Consider the following 20,558-nt stretch of genomic DNA (forward strand, 5'->3'; position numbering starts at 1 on the left):
GCATGAAGGCGGTGCAAGATTTCCCCGACCTGAGCCCGCTGGGCCGCACCACGATCACGCTGGCCGGTGGCATGGTGTTGATGGTGCTGGTCACGGCCGTGATGGGCACTATGGGCTCGGACATGCTGCCGCGCGGCACTGTCGGGGTGGAACAGTTCGGCCTGCTGACGATCTACGCGGTCACCGGCATGGCGCTCAGCCAGGTGATGTGGATCGCCTCGGTGGGGCGGCTGGGGATTGCGGTGGCCTCGTTCCACATCAACATCGCGCCCTTCTACGTGATGGTGATCCTGCTGTCGCTGGGGGGCGCGTGGGACTGGCGGCAGGCCACCGGCGCCGCGATCGTGGCGCTTGGGGTCGTGTTGTCGCAGGGCGGGGGGTGGGTCGGCCGCCGTTGAACCCGCGGCGCTTGCGATAAGCGGCGCGGCGCGGTATCCGCATGAACTGTCCCGGCCGGCGCGCACGCGTCTGCCGGGCCGGCAGAAACGGAGCCCAAGCCCATGGTGGATATCGCGACCCGCGTCTGGAACCACAAGTGGAAGATCGACCCCATCGTGCGGTCGCTGATCGACACGGATTTCTACAAGCTGCTGATGTGCCAGTCGGTGTTCCGCAACAAGCCCGACACCGTTGTCACCTTCAGCCTGATCAACCGCTCCAAGCACATCCGGCTGGCGGAACTGGTGGACGAAGGCGAGCTGCGCGAACAGCTGGACCACATCCGCACCCTGCGGCTCACCCGAGGCGAGAGCACCTGGCTGCGCGGCAACATGTTCTACGGCAAGCGGCAGATGTTCCGTCCCGACTTCATGGAATGGTTCGAGGGTCTGCGCCTGCCGCCCTATCACCTGGAAAAGCGCGACGGCCAGTATGAGCTGACCTTCGAGGGCAAGTGGCCCGAGGTGATGCTGTGGGAGATCCCGGCGCTTGCCGTGCTGATGGAGCTGCGCGGGCGGGCGGTGCTGCACAAGATGCGCCGGTTCGAGCTGCAGGTGCTCTATGCCCGCGCGATGACCAAGCTGTGGGAAAAGGTCGAACGCCTGCGCGCCGTCGAGGGCATCAAGATCGCCGATTTCGGCACGCGCCGCCGCCATTCCTTTCTGTGGCAGGACTGGTGCGTGCAGGCGATGACCGAAGGGCTGGGCGAGGGCTTTGTGGGCACGTCGAACTGCCTGATCGCCAAAAATCGCGATCTGGAGGCGATCGGTACCAACGCGCATGAACTGCCGATGGTTTATGCGGCGCTGGCGGACACCGACGAGGAACTGGCGCAGGCGCCCTATGAAGTGCTCAAGGACTGGCACGAGGAACACGAAGGCAACCTGCGCATCATCCTGCCGGACACCTTCGGGACCAAGGGGTTTCTGGAGCGTGCCCCGGACTGGCTGGCCAGCTGGACCGGCATCCGTATCGACAGCGGAGACCCCGTCGAAGGCGCGGAAACCGCGATCGCCTGGTGGAAATCGCGCGGCGAGGATCCACGGCAGAAGCGGATCATCTTTTCCGATGCGCTGGACGTGGACAAGATTCTGGATCTGCACAAGCGCTTCGCCCATCGCGCCAAGGTGTCCTATGGCTGGGGCACGCTGTTGACCAACGATTTTCGCGGGTTGGTGCCGGGCGATGCGCTGGCGCCGTTTTCGCTGGTTTGTAAGGCGGCTGCCGCGAATGGCCGGCCCACGGTCAAGCTGAGCGACAACCCCGAAAAGGCGATGGGGCCGCCGGAAGAGATCGAACGCTACAAGCGCGTCTTCGGCGTTGGAGAGCAGAAGCGGATCAAGGTCGAGGTCTGAGCGTCCTGCCCGCCGGGCAATGAAAAAACGCCCCCGGATTCCGGGGGCGTTCGCATTGTCATGCGAGGCGATCATGCCTCAGTCGCGCTCTTCGATGATCTCCACGAGGTGCGGGATCTTGGCGACCATGCCACGGATGGCCGGAGTATCCTCCAGTTCGCGGGTCTTGTGCATCTTGTTCAGTCCAAGTCCGATCAGCGTCTGGCGCTGCTTGGCCGGGCGACGGATCGGGCTGCCGATCTGCTTGACGACGATGGTTTTGGCCATGTTGACGTCTCCTTACGCTTCGGCCGGCTGCTGGGCCGGCGCTTCGTCCCGCTTGGGCAGGATGTCGGCGACCTTCTTGCCGCGGCGCTGGGCGACCATGCGCGGCGACTGGGTCTTGGTCAGGCCGTCGATGGTGGCGCGGATCATGTTGTAGGGGTTCTGCGAGCCGATCGACTTGGACACCACGTCCTTGACGCCCAGCATCTCGAACACGGCGCGCATCGGACCACCGGCGATGATCCCGGTGCCTTCCGGCGCGGTGCGCATCACGACCTTGCCGGCGCCCCAGCGACCTTCGATGTCGTGGTGCAGGGTGCGGCCCTCTTTCAGCGGCACGCGGATCATGTTGCGCTTGGCGGCCTCGGTGGCCTTGCGGATGGCTTCGGGCACTTCCTTGGCCTTGCCCTTGCCAAAGCCGACCCGGCCCTTCTGGTCGCCCACGACCACCAGAGCCGCGAAGCCGAAGCGCTTGCCGCCCTTCACGGTCTTGGACACACGGTTGATCGCGACCAGGCGATCGGCGAATTCAGGGGCTTCCTCGCGGTCGCGGCGGCCGCCCCGGCGGTTTTCACGTTCTGCCATTCGGCATTCCCTTCTCTTGGTGGCGCATGGCGCCGGTTCGTCCAATCCAGGTGGGCCCCGGTGTTGCCCGATCAGGGCCGGAACCCCCGGATCATCGGGGCGGCACGCAACCCGCGCCGCCCACGCTTTGCATCAGAGCTTCAGTCCGCCTTCGCGGGCGGCGTCGGCCAGCGCCTTGACCTTGCCGTGGTAGAGATAGCCGCCACGGTCGAAATAGGCCTCTTCGACGCCGGCTTTCCTGGCGCGCTCGGCGATCACCGCGCCCAGCTTGGCCGCGGCTTCGACGTTCTTCTTGCCGACCAGGCCCAGATCCTTTTCCAAGGTCGAGGCCGAGGCCAGGGTCACGCCACGAACGTCGTCGATCAGCTGTACGCTGAGGTTCTTGTTCGAACGGTACACGCTCAGCCGCGGACGGCCGACATTGACCTTGCGAAGCTTGTTCCGAACGCGCAGGCGGCGCTTCAGAAACAGGGTTCTTTTGCTGTTTGCCATTTTTCGCGTCCTTACTTCTTCTTGCCTTCCTTGCGGAAGATGTACTCGTCCTTGTATTTGATGCCCTTGCCCTTGTAGGGCTCGGGCTTGCGCCAGGCGCGGATTTCCGCGGCAACCTGGCCGACGAGCTGCTGGTCGATGCCTTCCACGACGATCTCGGTCTGCTTGGGCGCCGAAACGGTCACGCCCGCGGGCGCTTCGTATTCGACGTCGTGGCTCAGGCCGAGGTTCAGCTTGAGTTTGTTGCCCTGCATTTGGGCACGATACCCCACACCGTTGATCTCCAGCTCTTTCTTGAAGCCCTGGGTCACGCCGGTGACGAGGTTCTGCACCATGGTGCGGGACATGCCCCACTGCTGGCGGGCACGCTTGGACTTGCCGCGCGGTTGAACCTTGACGACGTTGTCCTCGACCACCAGCGCGACATCGTCGGTGGCGGTAAAGCTGCGGGTGCCTTTCGGCCCCTTGACCTCGATGGTCTGGCCCGACACGGTCGCGGTGACGCCGCTGGGCAACTCGACCGGCTGCTTACCAATACGAGACATGGGCGACCTCCTCAGAAGACCGTGCAAAGCACTTCGCCGCCGACATTGGCCGCGCGTGCGTTCGCATCCGACATCACACCCTTGGGGGTGGAGACAATCGACACGCCCAGGCCCTGACGGACCTGCGGGATGTCCTTGACGCCCATGTAAACGCGACGGCCGGGCTTGGAGACCCGCTTGATCTCGCGGATGACAGGGGTGCCATCAAAGTATTTCAGGCTGATCTCGAGCGCCGGATGGCCGTTGGCATCCGTGGTCTTTTCGTAGCCGCGGATATAGCCTTCCTCCGCCAGCACGTCGAGAATCCAGGCCCGCAGCTTGGATGCCGGCGTGGTCACGGTGGACTTGCCGCGCATCTGCGCGTTGCGGATACGGGTGAGCATATCGCCGATAGGATCGTTCATCTCACTCTCTCCTTACCAGCTCGACTTCACCATGCCGGGGATCTGACCGGCGGAGCCCAGTTCCCGCAGCGCGATACGGCTGACTTTCAGCTTGCGGTAATAGGCGTGCGGGCGGCCCGTCAGCTGGCAGCGGTTGTGCAGCCGCGTGGGCGAGCTGTTGCGGGGCAGTTTCGCCAGTTTCAGACGCGCCTTGAAGCGCTCTTCCATCGGGCGGCTTTCGTCATTCGCGATCTCTTTCAGCGCGGCACGCTTTTCGGCGTATTTCGCCACCAGGCGCTGGCGCTTCTTCTCGCGTTCGATCATGCTTTTCTTGGCCATGATAGTCCTCTCAGGCTCAGCTGTTGAACGGCATGTTGAAATGCTTCAACAGCGCCTTGGCTTCAGCGTCGGTGTTCGCCGTGGTGGTGATCACGACATCCATGCCCCAGACCTCGTCGACCTTGTCGAAGTCGATTTCCGGGAACACGATGTGCTCCTTGATGCCCATGGCAAAGTTGCCGCGGCCGTCAAAGGCCGGCTTCACGCCGCGAAAGTCGCGGACGCGGGGCAGGGCGATCGTGATCAGGCGGTCGAGGAATTCATACATCCGGTCGCCGCGCAGGGTCACCTTGACGCCCAGCGGCATGCCTTCGCGGACGCGGAAGCCGGCGATCGACTTCTTGGCCTTGTTGACCACGGCCTTCTGGCCGGCGATCGCAGTCAGGTCTTCCTGGGCCGACTTGACCTTTTTGGAATCCTTCACGGCCTCGGCGCCGCAGCCGATGTTCAGAACGATCTTTTCCAGACGCGGGATCTGCATGTCGTTCTTGTAGCCGAACTCTTCCTTCAGAGCGGCGCGGATGCGGTCCTTGTAGTCGGCCTTCAGGCGCGGGGTGTAGTTTGCGGCATCAAGCATCGATCACGTCCCCCGTGGTCTTGGCGTAACGGACCTTCTTGTCGCCTTCCATACGAAAGCCGACGCGGGTCGGTTTGCCGTTCTTGTCGACGATCGCCAGGTTCGACAGGTCGATCGGCATCGCCTTGGGCAGGCGGCCGCCCTGGCTGGTCTGGCTCTGGCGGGTGTGGCGGATGGCGATGTTCAGCCCTTCGACGATGGCCTTGCCTTCCTTCGGCATGACCTGCGTGATGGTGCCCTGCTTGCCCTTGTCCTTGCCGGCAAGCACGATCACCTTGTCGCCCTTCTTCAGTTTGGCAGCCATCTTACAGCACCTCCGGGGCGAGCGAGATGATCTTCATGAAGTTCTTCTGCCGCAGCTCGCGCACCACCGGCCCGAAGATCCGGGTGCCGATCGGCTCGAGGTTGTTGTTGAGGATCACGGCGGCGTTGCGATCGAAACGGATCGCGGTGCCGTCCTCGCGGCGGACTTCCTTGGCGGTGCGCACGACGACGGCCTTGCGGACGTCGCCTTTCTTCACGCGGCCGCGCGGGATGGCTTCCTTGACGGACACGACGATGATGTCACCCACCGACGCGTATTTCCGCTTGGAACCACCCAGGACCTTGATGCACTGAACCCGGCGGGCGCCGGAGTTGTCAGCGACATCCAGATTGGTCTGCATCTGGATCATGTGGTTTCTCCCGACCTGTGGGGGCTGTTCTCGTTCATTCCCCCAGGGTTTCGCTCAAACCGAAAGGTTCGCAGGCTTACGCCTCCAGAACCTCCCAGCGTTTCGTCTTCGATTTCGGCGCGCATTCGATGATGCGAACGGTGTCGCCGACCTTGAAGGCGTTCTTCGGATCGTGAGCCCGGTATTTCTTGGACTTGCGAACCGTTTTCTTCAGAACAGGATGGCGGAAGCGGCGTTCCACCAGGACGGTCACGGTCTGGTCGTTGGCGTCACTGGTGACGGTGCCTTGCAGGATACGTTTGGGCATCGATCAGGCTCCTCAGTTCGCAGCTTCTGCGGCTTTTTCGTTCAGCACGGTCAGCACCCGTGCAATGTCGCGGCGGACGGTGCGCATCCGCGCGGTGTTCTCAAGCTGGCCGGTCGCCTGTTGAAAGCGCAGGTTGAACGCTTCCTTCTTCAGCGCCGCCAGGTCCTCCCGGAGCTGGTCCGGGGTCTTTTCTCTCAGTTCCTGGGCGTTCATCGCCTTTTTCCTCTTTCCTCGAACACCGGAGGGCCCCGACCTTTGGCAAGGGTCACCCTGATCCCGGTGGACAAAACAAAAGACACACGAATCCCGTCACCGGAATCCGCGAGATGCGCTCCTATAAGGGAGGGTGGGCGCAGGGGCAAGGGAAAGTTTGCGGTTTTTTCCCTGCATCCGCGCCGGGCGGAACTCAGCCCCCCGCGCCGCGCAGACGGGCCAGCAGCGCGGGTGACGGATAGCCGTCGGGAATGAGCTCTTGGGCGTTCTGAAAGGCGCGCACTGCGTTGATGGTCAGCGGCCCGATCCGCGCGTCGATGCCTTGCGTGTCAAAGCCCCGTTCGGTCAGGCGGCGCTGCAGTTCGATCCGTTCGTCATAGGTCAGCGCCCGGTCGTCCGGCCAGGGGTGCCCGACCGGTCCCGCCCCCATCAGCCGGTCGCCCAGATGGCCCACGCCGATTACATAGGCGTCGGCGGTGTTGTAACGCTCCAGCACCGCGAAATTGGGAAAGATCATGAAGGCCGGCCCCCGGTGCCCGCCCGGCAGCAGGATCGAGGCCGGCGCGTGATCGGGCACCGGCTGGCCGTCGATCCCTCTCACCCCCAGCGCGGCCCAGTCCGACGGCATCTTCTCGATTCGCCGGTCGGCCAGCAGATAGTCGAAATCCTCGGGCAGGCGCACCTCCACCCCCCAGGGCTGGCCGTGGGTCCAGCCGTGCGCCGCCAGATAGGCCGCGGTTGAGGCCAGCGCATCGCGCGGGTCGTCCGACCAGATGTCGCGCCGCCCGTCGCCGTCGAAATCCTCGGCATATTGCAGATAGGAGGTCGGCATGAACTGGGTGTGCCCCATCGCGCCCGCCCAGCTGCCGCGCAGGTCGGTGGCGCGCGCCTCGCCCCGTTGCAGGATGGTGAGCGCGGCGATCAGTTGCGTTTCGAAAAACGCCCCGCGCCGGCTGGTGGCAGCCAGCGTAGCCAGCGCGCTGAGAACATCGGTCGAGCCGCGCCAGGCGCCATAGGCGCTCTCCAGCCCCCAGATCGCGGCGACGATCTGCTTTTCCACGCCGTAACGCGCCTCGATAGCGGCCAGATCGGCGGCGTATTTGCGCATCGCGGCCCGCCCGTTGCGGATCCGGGCCTCCGACACGGCGGTTTTCAGAAATTGCCCGACCGTTTTCGTGAACTGGAACTGGTTTTCGTCGCGTTTCAGGATCGCGGGGTCGAAGGACACGCCAAGAAAGGCGCGGTCGATCAACGCGCGGTCGATGCCGAGCGCCTCCGCCCTGCGGCGGAAATCCGTGGCCCAGGCGTCAAAGGCGCTGGCCGAGGCCGGGGCGGGGTGCATCACCATGCCGGGCCGCGCGAGCGGGCGCAGCGAATGATCGACCGGCCCGGCCGCCTGCGCGATGCCGGCGCACAGAACCGCCGCGACGACCAATCCGCCCCGTCTCGCCCGAAATCTGCCGGTGATCCGTGCCATGCCGTTCCCATCGCGCTGCCTCGGGTCCAGAATAGCCGCCCCTGCCTATGCGTAAAGCGCGGGAAGGGACGGGCCGCGCCGGGCGGCGGGCCCTTGCCGATCACCGCCTGCGCCGCGCGGCCTTCTTCTTGAGCCGGTCGCGTTTCTGCCGCGTCGGTTTGACCTTGCGCCCACTCGCCCGCCGCGCCGGGCGCGGCCCGCGCGGCATCGGTTTGTCCTCCAGCGACAGCAGTTCCAGCTCCAGCCCCCCGGTCACGGGCGAGGCCTCGACCAGCCGCACGGTCACGCGCTGGCCGATGCTGATGGTCAGCCCGGTATCGGCCCCCATCAGGGTGCCGCTGTCGGCGTCGAAATGAAAATACTCCCGCCCTAGCGACCGCACCGGAATGAGCCCGTCGGCGCCGGTTTCGTCCAGCTTCACGAACACCCCGAACCGGGCAATCCCGCTGACGCGCCCCGAAAACTCGCTGCCGACCCGTTCGCTCAGATAGGCGGCAAGATAGCGGTCGGTGGTGTCGCGTTCGGCCATCATCGATCGGCGTTCGGTGTCCGAGATGTGCTCGGCCGTCTTGTCCAGCCGTTCGATTTCCTCGTCCGTCAGCCCGTCATCGCCCCAGCCGTGCGCGCGGATCAGGGCGCGGTGCACGATCAGGTCGGCATAGCGCCGGATGGGCGAGGTGAAATGCGCGTAATTGGCCAGGGCCAGTCCGAAATGGCCAAAGTTTTCGGGGCTGTAATAGGCCTGCTGCATCGACCGCAGGGTAGAGAGGTTGATGAGTTCGTCGAACTCGGTGCCCTCGGCCGCGGCCAGAAGCGCGTTGAGGTGCCGGGTCTGCAGCACCTGCCCCTTGGCCAGCGTCAGTCCGCTTGCCTGCGCGGTTTCCCGCAACGCCTCGAGCTTTTCGGGGGTCGGCTCTTCGTGCACCCGGAACAGTAGCGGCGAGCGTTTCCTGTTCAGCGTCTCGGCGGCGCAGACATTGGCGAGGATCATGTATTCCTCGATCAGCCGGTGTGCATCCAGCCGCTCGCGGAAAGCGACCGACTTGACCTTGCCGTCCTCGCCCAGAACGATGCGGCGTTCGGGCAGGTCGAGATCCAGCGGCTGGCGTTCCTCGCGCGCGGCGGCCAGCGCCCGCCAGGCGGAGTAGAGGGGCTTCAGCACCGGATCCAGCAGCGGTTCGGTGCGCTCGTTCGGCTGGCCGTCGATAGCGGCCTGCACCTCCTGGTAGGTCAGCGAGGCGACCGATTTCATCATGCCGCGCACGAATTTGTGGCCCAGTTTCCGCCCCTGGGCATCGACGCGGATGCGCACCGCGATGCAGGGGCGCGGCACGCCTTCGTGCAGCGAACACAGATCCCCCGACAGCCGGTCGGGCAGCATCGGCACCACGCGGTCGGGGAAATAGGTGGAATTGCCGCGCTTCCACGCTTCGCGGTCCAGCACCGAACCGGGCCGCACATAGGCCGCGACATCCGCAATGGCGACCCAGATCACATGCCCGCCGGGGTTCTTGGGGTCGTCGTCGGGATGGGCATGGCAGGCGTCGTCGTGGTCGCGGGCGTCGGCAGGGTCGATGGTGACGAAGGGCAGATCGCGCAGATCCCTGCGGCCCTTCAGCCCCACCGGCTTGATCCGGTCGGCCTCGGCCAGAACCTCGGGCGGGAACTCGTCGGGGATGCCGTGCTGATGGATCGCGATCAGCGACACCGCCTTGGGCGCGGTGGGGTCGCCCAGGCGTTCGATCACCCGCGCGCGGGGCAGGCCCATGCGGCCGCGCGGGCCGGCCTGTTCGGCCTCGACCAGTTCGCCGTCCTTCGCGCCGTGGCGGTCGGCCTCGGCCACCATCCATTCGGTGCTGGCGGCCTTGTCGATGGGCAGGATGCGGCCGCCCTCGGCGGTCCTGCGAAAGATCCCCACCACCCGGCGCGGGGCCGACCCGATGCGGCGGATCAGGCGGGCCTCGTAATTGTGGTCCTCTTCGTGCACGCGGGTCAGGCGGGCAAGGATCCGGTCCCCTTCGCCCAGCGCGGGGTCGGAGGCGCGTGGCACGATCAGCACGATCGGTTCCACCCCCTCGCCATGCCATTCCAGCGGCCGTCCGTAGAGGTCGCCGTTCTCGTCCGGGGCCTTGACCGTCAGCACCGTCACCGGTGGCAGGCTTTCAGGGTCGCGATAGCTGCGCTTGTGCTTTTCCAGGTGGCCCTCGGCCTCGAGCTCCTTGAGCACGCGTTTCAACTCGATCCGGTCGGCGCCCTTGATGCCGAACGCCTTGGCGATGTCGCGTTTGCTGGTCTGGGTCGGGTGCGCGGCGATCCAGTCGAGGATCTCCGCCTTGGAAGGAATTCGCTTCATACGGTTCGCCTAGCACGGCGCGCGGGCGGCGTCATGCGCAAAAGCGACTGCGCCGGGGCGAGAGCCGGGGAGGGGAATGTCAATCGCGCGGCGGGCTCGTGCGGCCGGGCAGATCGGCCGCCTCATCCACGTCGCGCAGCCGGTCCACAAGCGCGATCCGCGCACCGCGAACCGAGGCGATGCTGTCGGCCAGCGCGTATTCGCTCGACCAGCGCGCACCGGCGAACAGCCGCGCGGGCACCGCCGACCCGCGCCGCGCCCCCACCAGCCAGAAGCCGCCGTCGGTGGCCGGGCCGAACACCAGATCGTGCGCTGGAGCCGCGGCAAAGGCGCGGGCGATGTGCCGCCGCCGCACCTCTGGAATGTCCCCGCCGATCAGGCAGACCGGCCCCGGCGCCGCCCGCAACAGCCGCCGCATCCGCGCACCCAGATCGCCCCGGCCCTGGGGGATGCGGGGCAGGTCGGTGGGCCAGACCCGGCTGGCCAGCCCCTCGCGGTCCGGGGACACCGCCAGCACCAGATCCCAGCGCGGATCGCGCAGCCGCCGCAGCGTGGCGCGCGCCGCGTGGCGGAACCACCAGGCCGCCGCGACCATCCCGATGCCCCGCCCCAGCCGCGTCTTGACCCGACCCGGGCGCGGTTCCTTCACCATCACGATCAGGACGGGCCGGGGCCGCATCATGCAAAGTAATCCGATAGAAGCCGCGAATAGATCGCCTTGAGCTGATGGATCTGCGCGATCTCGACCCGTTCGTCCACCTGGTGCATGGTCCGCCCCACGAGCCCGAATTCCACCACCGGGCAGTGGTCCTTGACGAACCGCGCGTCCGACGTCCCGCCGGATGTGGACAGCACCGGCCTGATCCCCGTTTCGGCCTCCACCGCCGCCGACACGAGGTCCGAGAGCGGCCCCGGCGGGGTCAGGAAGCTTTCGCCCGACACCTTGACCTTCATCTCGATGGCGACCTCGAAGGCTTCGGCCACGGCGTCGGCCTCGGCCTGCAACCATTCGGTCAGGCTGGCGCCGCTGTGCAGGTCGTTGAAGCGGATGTTCACCGCTGCCCGCGCCTGTGCCGGGATCACGTTGGTCGCCGGGTTGCCGGTGTCGATGGTGACGATGGCCAGCGTCGAGGGGTCGAAATGCTCGGTGCCTCGGTCAAGTTCGTGGCTGGCCAGCCGGTCCATCAGCCGCGCCATCGCCGGCAAGGGGTTCTTCGCCCGGTGCGGATAGGCGGAATGGCCCTGCACGCCGGTCACCGTGAACCACGCGGTCAGCGACCCGCGCCGGCCGATCTTGATCATCTCGCCCATACGGTCCGGGCAGGTCGGTTCGCCCACCAGACAGGCGGCCATGCGCTCGCCATTGGCCTCCATCCAGTCCAGAAGCGCCACGGTGCCGTCGGTTGCCTCGCCTTCCTCGTCGCCGGTGATGGCCAGGATCACCGCGCCATCGGGCGGGGTGTCTCGCACGAAATCCACCGCCGCGGCGACAAAGGCGGCCACGCCCGATTTCATGTCGGTTGCCCCGCGCCCATAGAGCATCCCGTCCCGTTCCACCGCGCCAAAGGGCGGAACGCTCCAGGCCGCTTCGTCCCCCACCGGCACCACGTCGGTATGCCCGTTGAAGCCGAACGTGCGCGGATGGCCCTTCGCCCCCCAGCGGGCAAAGAGGTTCGCCACCCCGCCACGATCCACCCGCGTGCAGTCGAACCCGGCGCTCGACAGCACCTGTTCCAGCAGCACCAGCGCGCCGCCTTCCTCGGGGGTGACCGAGGGGCAACGGATCAGATCGGCGGTCAATCGGGCGGGATCGGTCAGGGTCATGAGGGCTCCTTTTCACGTCTGGAGCATAGACTTGTGATGGAATCGCCGCAAAGCCAAGCCCTTGGAAGCCGGCACGGACCAATTCCGCTTAACAGGCGGTCGAGCGGCGTGTTAGACGGGGTCAAGATCAACAAGACGTTCCGTGCCACCACGCGGACAAAGAGGCAGGCAGTGAACATCACACCGCGACACGCGGCAAGGCGGCGATGAGCTGGATCGCGCTGGCCGAACATGACGGGCGCCGTCTGTCAAGGCGCGCCTTTGCACACCGCGCGCCGGGCAGTGAGCTGCGGCGCGGATCGCTGGTGATCGAGACGCGCCTGCCCACCGGCGACCGGCCCGAACCCATGATCTATTTCGATGGCAAGGGACCGCCGCGGTGCCATCTTTCGGTGCAGTCGGTGCCCGGCGGCGGCCTGACATTCGTTATGGCGCAGGGGCAGGAGACACTGCACCGCACCTTCAACCACGCGGATACCGGGCGGGCCGACCTGTTGCGGCTGACCTGTTCTTGGGACGTGGATGCGGGGCTGGGCCGTGTGGCGCTGGAATGCGAGCAGGACAAGGTGATGATCGCGCCGCTGGCCGTGACCGTCCCGCCGCGGCTGGCGGATCTGCGTGTGCTGTTCGCCGACCGGTCCGCCAGCTATCTCGCGCCCGAGGTCAGCTTCATCGCGCTCAGCGACGCCGTGGAGCCGGTCGGTCCGATGCCGACGCTTGCCCCCGACACGCCAATCGCCACACCCGAGGGGTTCCGCGCGGCAGGCGCCCTGCGGCGCGGCGACACCGTCGTGACCGCCGGGGGCGAGATTGCCCCCGTCCTGCACCGGCTGGACCGCACCGTTCCGGCCATGGGCCGGTTTCGGCCGATCCGCCTGCGCGCACCCTATTTCGGCCTGATGCGAGATATCGTGATCGCTCCCTCGCAGCGGCTGGTGGTGCGCGGCTCCGAGGTCGAATATCTGTTCAACCACGAGGCCGCCATGATCGAGGCCGGACATCTGGCAGGCGGAAAAGCGGTTCGACCCGTTCAAACCGGGCCGCTGGTCACATACACGCAGTTGCTGTTGCCCGCGCACGAAGCTTTGGACGCAGGCGGCGCTGCGGTCGAATCGCTCTATGTCGGACGGCTGCGGCGCAAGCGCGATGCGCTGGAAGCCAGCATCCTGGCCGGTCTTGACCGCCAGACCCTGCCCGAGCACGGGAAGTCGGTCCATCCGGTGCTGCGCGCCTTTGATGCCCGCATCCTGGCCGAGCAGCGCGCGGCGTAACGCCGCTTTTCCTTGCTGTTTCCGCGACTTCCCGGTTAGGTGACGGAGAAACAACCGCGCGGGACAGATGATCAGGGCGTTTCTGGCTCTTTGCATTGCGGTATCGGTCTGGGCAGAGACGCTCGCGGCCGAGCCGCTGAAGGTGGCGACAGTCACCCGCCCGCCGTTTTCGCATGTCGAGAACGACACCGATACCGGTTTTTCGATCGAACTTTTGCGGCAGATCGCCAACCGGCTGCGCTGGGATTACACCATCGAGCGCAAGAAAACCTTTGGCGAAATGCTGGATGCGGTGCAGGACGGCACCGTCGATCTGGCGATTGCAAACATTTCGATCACCGCCGAGCGCGAAGTCGTGATGGATTTCAGCCAGCCGATATTCGAGGCGGGGCTTCAGATCATGGTGCCCGCCGATCAGGCCGGCGGACCTTCGCTGTTTCGGGCGATCCTGTCGCGGGACGTGCTGGCGGCGGTCGGGATCGCTTTTCTCGCGCTGGTGGGGGGCGGCATGCTGATGTGGATATTGGAGCGCCGCGCCCAGCCCTATTTCGACCGTCCCGCGCGTGAGGCCCTGTTTCCGTCCTTCTGGTGGGCGCTGAACCTCGTCGTGAACGGCGGGTTCGAGGAACGCGTTCCCCGCACCCCGTTCGGCCGCCTGTTCGGCGTGATCCTGGTGGTGTCGTCCCTGTTTCTGGTGTCGGTCTTCGTGGCCAAGATCACCTCGGTCATGACGGTCGAGGCGATTTCGGGGTCGGTCAACGGTATCAACGATCTGTATGGCAAACGGGTGGGCACGATCGGCGGCTCGACCGCCGCGGGGTTCCTGCAACGGCGCGAGATCGACTATTCCGCCTATGAGGGGCTGGACGAACTGATCGAAGGGTTCGAAGGCGGCGAGCTTGACGCCGTGGTCTTTGACGCGCCGATCCTGGCCTACTATGCCAACCACGACGGCAAGGGCCGGGCGGTCACGCTGGGGGGCGTTTTCCTGCGCGAAAACTACGGCACCCTGTTTCCGACCGGCAGTCCGCTGACCGAGGATGTGAACCAGGCCCTGCTGGCGCTGCGCGAGGACGGCACCTACGACACGATCTATCGCAAGTGGTTCGGTTCTCGACAGTGACGATCTTGCCGGCCCGGTCGCGACCCGGCCTCCCTCCGGGCCGGTGTCATGGTCGGACAGCGCAGCGGATTTCATCGCACAGGGGCGAGAATGCCATAGCGGGATGGCGAACGTCGCCGCGCCTCTTGACGCCCGCGCGATATCCTTGGACAACTCCGAAAACAAAAAACCTTGTGCCGGCGACGGGAACCGTTAGGGTGCGCCTCCCGGTCCGTGAAGGGGGAAGAGGGAAATGAAGTTCAGCATCGAACGCGGCGTGCTGCTCAAGGCCGTGTCCCAGGCGCAATCGGTCGTGGAACGGCGCAACACCATCCCGATCCTGGCCAACGTGCTGATCGAGGCCGAGGGCGACAATGTCCAGTTCCGCGCGACGGATCTGGATATCGAGGTGGTGGACCGCGCTCCGGCGCAGGTGGAGCGTGCGGGCGCCACGACGGTCGCCGCGACGACGCTGCACGAGATCGTGCGCAAGTTGCCGGACGGGGCGCTGGTCACGCTGACGGCGGACAGCGCCGCCGGCCGGCTGACGGTCGAGGCGGGCCGGTCGAATTTCTCGCTGGCGACTTTGCCCAAGGAAGATTTCCCTGTGATGGCTTCGTCGGAATACCAGTCGAATTTTTCGGCCCCCGCGCCGGTGTTGCGGCGGCTGTTCGACAAGTCGAAGTTCGCCATCTCGACCGAGGAGACACGCTATTACCTGAACGGCGTCTACATGCATGTGGCCGAGTCCGACGGCCAGAAGGTGCTGCGTTGCGTGGCCACCGACGGGCATCGGCTGGCGCGGATCGACGCGGATCTGCCGCAGGGTGCCGAGGACATGCCCGGCGTCATCGTGCCGCGCAAGACGGTGGGAGAGCTGCGCAAGCTTCTGGATGACGACGACATGCAGATCGCGGTGTCGGTCAGCGAAACCAAGGTGCGCTTCGCCACGCCGGACATCACGCTGACCTCCAAGGTGATCGATGGAACCTTCCCCGATTACGCGAGGGTGATTCCGCTGCACAATACGCGGCGGCTCGAGGTGGACGCGCGCGAATTCGCGGCAGCCGTGGACCGGGTTGCCACCGTGTCGTCCGAACGGTCGCGGGCGGTGAAGATGCAGATGGAGAATGACCGGCTGGTGCTGTCGGTGAACGCCCCCGACAGCGGCGCGGCCGAGGAAGAACTGGCCGTGGCCTACAGCGACGAGCCGCTGGAGATCGGTTTCAACGCAAAATATCTGCTGGAAATCGCCAGTCAGGTGGACCGAGAAAATGCCGTGTTTCTGTTCAATTCGGCCGGCGATCCCACGCTGATGCGCGAGGGCAATGACGACAGCGCGATCTACGTCGTCATGCCGATGCGCGTCTGAATCGCGCTGACGCGCGATGCCTCCGGCGGGAGTATTTGAAGCAAGATGAAGGGGCCGGGTCCCGTGTCTCTGGCCCTGACGAGTCTGGTGATCTCGCATTTCCGGTCGCATCGTCTGGCGCGGCTGGAACTGGACGGGCGTCCGGTGGCGATCTTCGGGCCGAACGGGGCGGGCAAGACCAATATCCTGGAGGCCGTTTCGCTATTTTCGCCGGGGCGGGGTTTGCGCGGGGCGCCGGCGGCCGAAATGGCGCGGCGCCCGGATGCGATCGGGTGGAAACTGGCGGGCAGGGTGGCCTCGTTGGGGCAGGTGCATGAGGTCGAAACCTGGTCGGAGGGCGGCGCGGCGCGAAAGGTTCGGATTGACGGCAAGGTGGCCGGCCAGTTGGCGCTGGGACGCGTTGCGCGCGTGCTGTGGCTGGTGCCTGCGATGGACCGGTTGTGGATCGAGGGCGCGGAAGGGCGGCGGCGGTTTCTGGACCGCGCCGCTTTGAGCTTCGATCCGACCCATGCCGAGGCGGTTCTGACTTATGAAAAGGCCATGCGCGAGCGGAACCGCCTGTTGAAGGAGCAGGTGCGTGATCCGGGCTGGTATGCCGCGCTCGAGGCGCAGATGGCGGCGGCCGGGCAGCGCGTTCACGAGGGGCGGTTGCGCACGGTTGAGGCGCTGGAAGAGGCTCAGGCGCGGGCGGAGACGGCCTTTCCGGTGGCGGCGCTGCGCCTGGTCCAGAGCGAAGGTGAGATGCCAGGGGACGAGGCGGCGCTGCGGCAGGCGCTGGCTGAAAGCCGCCCGCGTGACATGGCGGCGGGGCGGGCGCTGGTCGGTCCGCACCGGACGGATCTGCGCGGATCTTACGCGGCAAAGGGCGTGCCGGCCGAGCAATGCTCGACCGGAGAGCAGAAGGCGTTGCTGGTGTCGCTGATTCTGGCCAATGCGCGCGCCCTGGCCGCGCGGATGGGCGCGCCGCCGATCCTGTTGCTGGATGAAGTCGCCGCGCATCTGGATGCGGACCGGCGGGCGGCGCTTTATGACGAGATTTGCGCGCTGGGCGCTCAGGCCTGGATGACCGGAACCGGGCCGGAACTGTTCGGCGAACTGGGCGATCGCGCGCAGAATGTAGAGGTGATCGATGCCGGCGGAGAGTCGGTGACCCGGCTGCGAGGGTGACGGTCGGAAACCCCGTCGAAATCTGCCTTTTGCGCCCACAAAATCTGGGGCGATGACGTGACATTCCCCCCAACAGTTCGTATATAATGAACAGCGAACAGGGGATTTTTCCGAATGTCTGAACAGGCACAGGCGCAACAGCAATACGGCGCCGAATCGATCAAGGTTCTCAAGGGCTTGGAAGCCGTGCGCAAGCGTCCCGGCATGTATATCGGCGACACCGATGACGGGTCGGGGCTGCATCACATGGTCTATGAGGTCGTGGACAACGGCATCGACGAGGCGCTGGCCGGTCACGCCGACGAGGTGACGGTCGTCATCCATGCCGATTCCAGCGTCTCGGTGCGCGACAACGGGCGCGGCATCCCGGTGGACATCCACCCCGAGGAAGGCGTGTCCGCGGCCGAGGTGATCATGACCCAGCTGCACGCGGGCGGCAAGTTCGACAGCAATTCCTACAAGGTGTCGGGCGGCCTGCATGGCGTGGGCGTGTCCGTGGTGAACGCGCTCTCGGACTGGCTGGAGCTGCGCATCTGGCGCGACGGCAAGGAGCATTTCGCCCGATTCGAGCGTGGCGAGACGGTGGAGCACCTCAAGGTGGTCGGGGAATGCGGGGACCGCACCGGAACCGAGGTGACCTTTCTGGCTTCGACCGATACGTTTTCGAACCTCGACTATTCCTTCGAGACGCTGGAGCGGCGCCTGCGCGAACTGGCATTTCTGAATTCCGGCGTGAAGATCGTCCTGATCGACGAACGCCCCGCCGAGCCGCTGAAGGTCGAGCTGCACTACGAAGGCGGGGTCAAGGAGTTCGTCAAGTATCTCGACCGCCACAAGCAGGCGATGATGGAAGAACCGATCTACATCGCAGGTGACCGCGACGGGATCGGCGTCGAGATCGCCATGTGGTGGAACGACAGCTATCACGAAACGGTGCTGCCCTTTACCAACAACATTCCCCAGCGGGACGGCGGCACGCATCTTGCCGGCTTTCGCGGGGCGTTGACACGGACGCTGACCCGCTATGCCCAGGAAAGCGGGATCGCGAAGAAGGAGAAGGTGAACTTCACCGGCGACGACGCGCGTGAAGGGCTGACTTGCGTTCTGTCGGTCAAGGTGCCGGACCCGAAATTCTCCTCTCAGACCAAGGACAAGCTGGTCAGCTCCGAGGTGCGCCCAGCGGTCGAGGGGCTGGTGAACGAAAAGCTGACCGAGTGGCTGGAAGAGCATCCCAACGAGGCCAAAACCATCGTCGGCAAGATCGTCGAGGCTGCTCTGGCCCGCGAGGCCGCCCGCAAGGCGCGCGAGCTGACGCGGCGCAAGTCGGCGATGGACGTGAACTATCTGGCCGGCAAGCTCAAGGACTGTTCCGAGAAGGATCCGAGCAAGACCGAGCTGTTCCTGGTCGAGGGCGACAGCGCCGGCGGGTCGGCCCAGACCGGGCGCGACCGGATGACTCAGGCGATCTTGCCCCTGCGCGGCAAGATCCTGAACGTCGAACGCGCCCGGTTCGATCGGATGCTGTCGAGCCAGGAGATCGGCAACCTGGTGATGGCGCTGGGCACCGGCATCGGGCGGGACGAATTCGACATCTCCAAGTTGCGCTACAACAAGGTCATCATCATGACCGATGCCGACGTGGACGGCGCGCATATCCGCACGCTTCTGCTGACCTTCTTCTACCGGCAGATGCCGGAGTTGATCGAGAAGGGTCATCTCTACATCGCGCAGCCGCCGCTCTACAAGGTGACGCGGGGCAAGTCCGAGGTCTATCTCAAGGATCAGGAGGCGCTCGAGGACTACCTGATCGAGCAGGGGACCGAGGGCGCCGTGCTGCGGCTGGCCTCGGGCGAAGAGATCGTCGGGCAGGATCTGGTGCGCGTGATCGAAGACGCCCGTCGGCTCAAGCGCGTGCTGGAGGCTTTCCCGACCCATTATCCGCGCCACATTCTTGAACAGGCCGCGATTGCCGGGGCTTTTGTGCCGGGCGCGGTGGATGCCGACCTGCAGGGCGTGGCGGACAAGGTCGCGGCGCGTCTGGACATGATCGCGGAGGAATACGAACGCGGCTGGCAGGGGCGGATCACGCAGGATCACGGCATCCGGCTGGCGCGCATTTTGCGCGGCGTCGAAGAGGTCCGAACCCTGGACGGCCCGGTGCTGCGGTCGGGCGAGGCGCGCAAGGCGGGCAGCTTTACCGAGAGCCTTCAGGAAATCTACGGCCAGCCGGCAACGCTTGTGCGCAAGGATCGCGTGCAGGTGATCCACGGGCCTCTGACCCTGCTCGATGCGATTCTGGAAGAAGGCCAGAAGGGTCTGACGCTTCAGCGTTACAAGGGACTGGGTGAGATGAACCCCGATCAGTTGTGGGAAACCACGCTGGACCCCGAGGCGCGCACGCTGTTGCAGGTCCGGATCGACGATGTGGCCGAGGCCGACGATCTGTTCACCAAGCTGATGGGCGACGTGGTCGAACCCCGGCGCGAATTCATCCAGAAAAACGCGCTGAGCGTCGAGAACCTGGATTTCTGAAGTTTTGTACGCCGACCCATAAGCTTGCGCTTGCCGTATAAGCCTGCGCATTTTGCCCAAATGTTTGCGCGTGGCCGGGTTTCGGCGCCGTGAATGCGCCCATGAGGGCGGATCGAGCTTCAACAGGGCGTCGTGCGGGCAAAGAGTGGCGGGGCATGCCTCTGGCTTCCTCCCCGGCGGGACAGCGGTGCGTGGCGGAGACGAACGATCACGGCGTGCCTGTCTTGGGGAGCCGGAAGCGGCGCAGGGCTACGGCGCGAGGCGGGGATCGACTGTCAGGCGAGGGTTCGTTCGAGCCTTTGCTTGCGACGGTCCCAGTCTGGCATCACCTGCGCGAGAAGGTCGAAAAACGCCGGGCCGTGATGCGGCTCCGCGATGTGGCAGAGTTCGTGGGTGATCACGTAGTCGATGGCGTCGACCGGCGCTTGAATGAGACGCAAGTTGAGCAGCAGCCGTCCGGCGGGCGACATGGAGCCCCACCTCTGGCGGATTTGCCGAACGATCAGACTCCTTGGCCGAAACGCCTCGGGGTCTGGAAAGAACCCCAGACAATGCTCGATCCGATCCGGAAACTTGACGTGAGCGCGCTCACGATACCACGCTTCCACCAACGCCCGCGTCACATCGGGCCTGTCCGGTCGATGCGTGTGCACGACGATGAACCCCCGGATCAGCTTCACTCCGGCCTGAACATGCGGGACAACCTTCAGCCGATACTGGCGCCCGAGATAGAGATGCGTTTCACCGGAGACGAACCGGCGTTCGGGCGTGCGCGGCAGGAACTGCGCGAAATATCTCTGCTGCCGCAGCACCCAGGCCGCCCGCTTTCGCAGCTTTGCCTCGATCGCTTCCAGCGCCGCGTCCGCCGGTGCGGTAACGACCACGGAGGTGTCCGGCTCCACGGCAATCTCCAGCGTCTTCCGCGGCCGCCGCACGATTTCATAGGCGATTTGATACGCGCCATAACGCAAACAGTGGCCTTGGCGTTTCATGCCGCGAACCTGGCCCTGACGAGATCCATGATCTTCAACTCGATTTCGTCGAGCGTCTCGACTGGAAGTTCGATACCCTTCTCGTCGCGCAGGACGTCGAAGAAGTGGTCGTCGATGGCGTTGCGCAGGTTGTTCTGGGCGACGTCGTTGGTGAGCTACTCCCCAATGTCTGGACAGTTTCCGGCTTGATTTAAGCTACTATTTGCTCCTGCTGACCGGGTTGGGTTTCGTCTTTTCTCAGCCAGTAGACCACGGCTGGGGGTTTGCCGCCAAGGGCGGAATGGGGGCGCTTGCGG

23 protein-coding genes are annotated in these 20,558 nt (G+C 65.6%); 7 read left to right on the plus strand and 16 right to left on the minus strand.

Annotated elements, in window-relative coordinates; genetic code table 11:
- Positions 1–2: 2 nt before the first annotated feature.
- Complete coding sequence (locus tag C4S70_RS08405) at positions 3–398, plus strand: hypothetical protein (RefSeq protein ID WP_104007665.1); 396 nt, start codon at positions 3–5, stop codon at positions 396–398.
- 102 nt (positions 399–500) lie between these two features.
- Positions 501–1,793, plus strand: coding sequence for a nicotinate phosphoribosyltransferase (pncB, locus tag C4S70_RS08410; protein ID WP_200822742.1), 1,293 nt, complete (start codon positions 501–503; stop codon positions 1,791–1,793).
- Between the two features lie 78 nt (positions 1,794–1,871).
- Here pncB and rpmD read toward each other — a convergent pair whose 3' ends face one another.
- The 15 genes from rpmD to dapE all read right to left on the minus strand — a co-directional run bounded on the left by rpmD (position 1,872) and on the right by dapE (position 11,826).
- Complete coding sequence (rpmD, locus tag C4S70_RS08415) at positions 1,872–2,060, minus strand: 50S ribosomal protein L30 (RefSeq protein WP_104007666.1); 189 nt, start codon at positions 2,058–2,060, stop codon at positions 1,872–1,874.
- 12 nt (positions 2,061–2,072) lie between these two features.
- The gene (gene rpsE / locus C4S70_RS08420) at positions 2,073–2,642 is read right to left on the minus strand and encodes a 30S ribosomal protein S5 (RefSeq protein ID WP_104007667.1); all 570 of its coding nucleotides are present in this window, start codon (positions 2,640–2,642) and stop codon (positions 2,073–2,075) included.
- A 132-nt stretch (positions 2,643–2,774) separates the two neighbouring features.
- Complete coding sequence (gene rplR, locus C4S70_RS08425) at positions 2,775–3,134, minus strand: 50S ribosomal protein L18 (RefSeq protein WP_104007668.1); 360 nt, start codon at positions 3,132–3,134, stop codon at positions 2,775–2,777.
- 11 nt (positions 3,135–3,145) lie between these two features.
- Positions 3,146–3,679, minus strand: a complete 534-nt coding sequence (gene rplF / locus C4S70_RS08430) for a 50S ribosomal protein L6 (protein WP_104007669.1) — start codon at positions 3,677–3,679, stop codon at positions 3,146–3,148.
- Positions 3,680–3,690: 11 nt separating this feature from the next.
- Positions 3,691–4,083 (minus strand): 30S ribosomal protein S8, encoded by a 393-nt coding sequence (gene rpsH, locus C4S70_RS08435; RefSeq protein WP_104007670.1) that lies wholly within the window; start codon positions 4,081–4,083, stop codon positions 3,691–3,693.
- A 12-nt stretch (positions 4,084–4,095) separates the two neighbouring features.
- Positions 4,096–4,401 carry a 30S ribosomal protein S14 gene (gene rpsN / locus C4S70_RS08440; RefSeq protein WP_104007671.1) on the minus strand — a complete coding sequence of 102 codons (306 nt, stop codon included), beginning with the start codon at positions 4,399–4,401 and terminating at the stop codon, positions 4,096–4,098.
- Between the two features lie 16 nt (positions 4,402–4,417).
- Positions 4,418–4,978 carry a 50S ribosomal protein L5 gene (gene rplE / locus C4S70_RS08445; protein WP_104007672.1) on the minus strand — a complete coding sequence of 187 codons (561 nt, stop codon included), beginning with the start codon at positions 4,976–4,978 and terminating at the stop codon, positions 4,418–4,420.
- The gene (gene rplX, locus C4S70_RS08450; RefSeq protein WP_104007673.1) at positions 4,971–5,282 is read right to left on the minus strand and encodes a 50S ribosomal protein L24; all 312 of its coding nucleotides are present in this window, start codon (positions 5,280–5,282) and stop codon (positions 4,971–4,973) included. Before rplX ends, rplE begins: the two co-directional genes overlap by 8 nt.
- Position 5,283: 1 nt before the next feature.
- Entirely contained in the window at positions 5,284–5,652 is a 369-nt protein-coding gene (gene rplN / locus C4S70_RS08455) for a 50S ribosomal protein L14 (protein WP_104007674.1), read from the minus strand.
- Between the two features lie 76 nt (positions 5,653–5,728).
- A complete protein-coding gene (rpsQ, locus tag C4S70_RS08460) occupies positions 5,729–5,959 on the minus strand; it encodes a 30S ribosomal protein S17 (protein ID WP_104007675.1) in 231 nt (76 codons plus the stop codon).
- 12 nt (positions 5,960–5,971) lie between these two features.
- A complete protein-coding gene (gene rpmC / locus C4S70_RS08465; RefSeq protein ID WP_104007676.1) occupies positions 5,972–6,172 on the minus strand; it encodes a 50S ribosomal protein L29 in 201 nt (66 codons plus the stop codon).
- Positions 6,173–6,365: 193 nt separating this feature from the next.
- Positions 6,366–7,649, minus strand: coding sequence for a lytic murein transglycosylase (locus C4S70_RS08470; RefSeq protein WP_104007677.1), 1,284 nt, complete (start codon positions 7,647–7,649; stop codon positions 6,366–6,368).
- Positions 7,650–7,749: 100 nt separating this feature from the next.
- Positions 7,750–10,002 carry a ribonuclease R gene (gene rnr, locus C4S70_RS08475; protein WP_104007678.1) on the minus strand — a complete coding sequence of 751 codons (2,253 nt, stop codon included), beginning with the start codon at positions 10,000–10,002 and terminating at the stop codon, positions 7,750–7,752.
- 79 nt (positions 10,003–10,081) lie between these two features.
- Positions 10,082–10,684 (minus strand): TIGR04282 family arsenosugar biosynthesis glycosyltransferase, encoded by a 603-nt coding sequence (locus C4S70_RS08480; RefSeq protein ID WP_104007679.1) that lies wholly within the window; start codon positions 10,682–10,684, stop codon positions 10,082–10,084.
- Positions 10,681–11,826 carry a succinyl-diaminopimelate desuccinylase gene (dapE, locus tag C4S70_RS08485; RefSeq protein WP_200822743.1) on the minus strand — a complete coding sequence of 382 codons (1,146 nt, stop codon included), beginning with the start codon at positions 11,824–11,826 and terminating at the stop codon, positions 10,681–10,683. Before dapE ends, C4S70_RS08480 begins: the two co-directional genes overlap by 4 nt.
- Before the next feature lie 206 nt (positions 11,827–12,032).
- On the opposite strand from dapE, the gene C4S70_RS08490 reads away from it, so the two are divergent.
- The 5 genes from C4S70_RS08490 (at position 12,033) to gyrB (ending at position 19,270) form a co-directional block, all read left to right on the plus strand.
- Entirely contained in the window at positions 12,033–13,097 is a 1,065-nt protein-coding gene (locus tag C4S70_RS08490) for a Hint domain-containing protein (RefSeq protein ID WP_104007680.1), read from the plus strand.
- A 67-nt stretch (positions 13,098–13,164) separates the two neighbouring features.
- Complete coding sequence (locus C4S70_RS08495) at positions 13,165–14,220, plus strand: transporter substrate-binding domain-containing protein (protein WP_104007681.1); 1,056 nt, start codon at positions 13,165–13,167, stop codon at positions 14,218–14,220.
- Positions 14,221–14,452: 232 nt separating this feature from the next.
- Positions 14,453–15,571: a DNA polymerase III subunit beta gene (dnaN, locus tag C4S70_RS08500; RefSeq protein ID WP_104007682.1), complete on the plus strand. Its 1,119-nt coding sequence runs from the start codon at positions 14,453–14,455 to the stop codon at positions 15,569–15,571.
- Between the two features lie 63 nt (positions 15,572–15,634).
- Positions 15,635–16,738, plus strand: a complete 1,104-nt coding sequence (recF, locus tag C4S70_RS08505) for a DNA replication/repair protein RecF (RefSeq protein WP_235003760.1) — start codon at positions 15,635–15,637, stop codon at positions 16,736–16,738.
- 114 nt (positions 16,739–16,852) lie between these two features.
- Positions 16,853–19,270, plus strand: coding sequence for a DNA topoisomerase (ATP-hydrolyzing) subunit B (gyrB, locus tag C4S70_RS08510; RefSeq protein ID WP_104007684.1), 2,418 nt, complete (start codon positions 16,853–16,855; stop codon positions 19,268–19,270).
- A 275-nt stretch (positions 19,271–19,545) separates the two neighbouring features.
- On the opposite strand, the gene C4S70_RS08515 is transcribed toward gyrB, so the two are convergent.
- Positions 19,546–20,262: a M48 family metallopeptidase gene (locus tag C4S70_RS08515; protein WP_104007685.1), complete on the minus strand. Its 717-nt coding sequence runs from the start codon at positions 20,260–20,262 to the stop codon at positions 19,546–19,548.
- Positions 20,263–20,558: the final 296 nt, after the last annotated feature.

This window comes from Jhaorihella thermophila, from assembly GCF_900108275.1.
Classification (GTDB): domain Bacteria; phylum Pseudomonadota; class Alphaproteobacteria; order Rhodobacterales; family Rhodobacteraceae; genus Jhaorihella; species Jhaorihella thermophila.